At 66.7% G+C, this 1,334-nt stretch carries 2 protein-coding genes; one reads left to right on the forward strand and one right to left on the reverse strand.

Translation table 11 applies throughout. The features are described 5' to 3' along the window. Positions 1 to 67: 67 nt before the first annotated feature. Positions 68 to 835, reverse strand: coding sequence for a transposase (locus tag ACFYOB_RS41610; RefSeq protein WP_388570301.1), 768 nt, complete (start codon positions 833 to 835; stop codon positions 68 to 70). A 96-nt stretch (positions 836 to 931) separates the two neighbouring features. Between ACFYOB_RS41610 and ACFYOB_RS41615 the strand changes: the two genes are divergently transcribed. Beyond that, positions 932 to 1,309 carry a DUF6221 family protein gene (locus ACFYOB_RS41615; RefSeq protein WP_388570304.1) on the forward strand — a complete coding sequence of 126 codons (378 nt, stop codon included), beginning with the start codon at positions 932 to 934 and terminating at the stop codon, positions 1,307 to 1,309. Positions 1,310 to 1,334 lie beyond the last annotated feature (25 nt).

Consider the following 1,334-nt stretch of genomic DNA (forward strand, 5'->3'; position numbering starts at 1 on the left):
CCTAAGGGCTGTCCCGTAAATGATCTTCTGGTCGCCTGGGGCAAGGTTGGCCGCTGTGCTCGCTGCCTTATCCGGCGAGTGCGAGGTTGTACATGCGGGCGATGCCGAGCATGGCGTGGTGGACGCCGTCGCCTTTGAGGCGGCAGTCACGGAGGATCTTCCAGGTCTTCATGCGAGCGAAGACGTGCTCGACGCGGGCGCGGACCTGCTTGTGGGACTTGTTGTGCGCCTGCTTCCACTCGGGCAGTTCTTCGCCTTTGCGGCGGCGGTGGGGCATGACAAGTCCGGTGCCCGGGTAGCCGCCGTCGGCGATGGTCATGGTTCTGCTGACGGCGGCTTTGGCGCCGGATTCCTCCCATGCCTTGCAGTCGTTGCGGTTCCCGGCAAGCGGCTGGCCGACCACGACGACCAGTCGGGTGTCGGCGTCGATGACGACCTGGTGGTTGGTGGAGTACCTGTAGTTCTTGGACTGCGCGGCGATGGTGTGGTCGCGGGTGGGCACCAGGGTGCCGTCCACGATGAGGACGGTGTCCTTGGCGAACCGCTTGCGGGGCTGGAGCGCGAGCATCGGCCCGAGGTGGTCGATGATCCGGGCCGCCGCCGACTTGGACACCCCGAACAGCGGGGCGAGCTGCCGCATGGTCAGGTTCGTGCGCCAGTAGGCCGCGACCAGCAGGACCCGGTCCTCCAGCGGAAGACTCCACGGCCGGCCCCTGCGGACCGCATCCGCACCCTCCCGCCGCAGCACCGTCACCAGCTTCCTGAACTGCCGCGGGCTCAGCCCGGTGAACGGGGATATCCAAGCCGGCTCCGACGCCGTGATCACACCAGCCACAGCAAGATCATCCCAGGTGCCGGCCTGCCGGCCGGGTCCTGCCCACAGCACGGAAATCAGGGGACCGGGCCCTTGCACATCATCCAGGATGTCCCCATGAGCTCAGACCTTGTGACGTTCCTCCACGCACGGCTGGACGAGGAGGCCGACCTGGCCCGACGCTGCGACGCTGACGGCTGCGGAATGTGGACCGCTCACGGGCACACCGTCGATCTCTGCCAGGCAGAAATCTCCGGCTTCCATCCCACGATCGCCCTGCACGTCGCGCTGCACGACCCGGCTCGCGTCCTGCGGGAGGTTGAAGCCAAGCGACGTGTGCTCGCCCGCCATGTACTCAGTCCTGCCACGGGCGACCCCGAACTACCGTGGGAAAACCGCGATGACTGCCAGTACGACGGCGAGACCTGGCCATGCGACGACCTGCTCGACCTCGCGTCACCTTACGGGGATCACCCCGACTACCCCGAGACGTAGATCGTTTTACGGGACAACCCTTAGC

Source organism: Streptomyces sp. NPDC006463, from assembly GCF_042870715.1.
Lineage (GTDB): Bacteria > Actinomycetota > Actinomycetes > Streptomycetales > Streptomycetaceae > Streptomyces.

Excerpts from the sequence above, each read along its gene's own strand:
- ACFYOB_RS41615 (WP_388570304.1), top strand. The coding sequence starts at position 932 with ATGAGCTCAGACCTTGTGACGTTCCTCCACGCACGGCTGGACGAGGAG.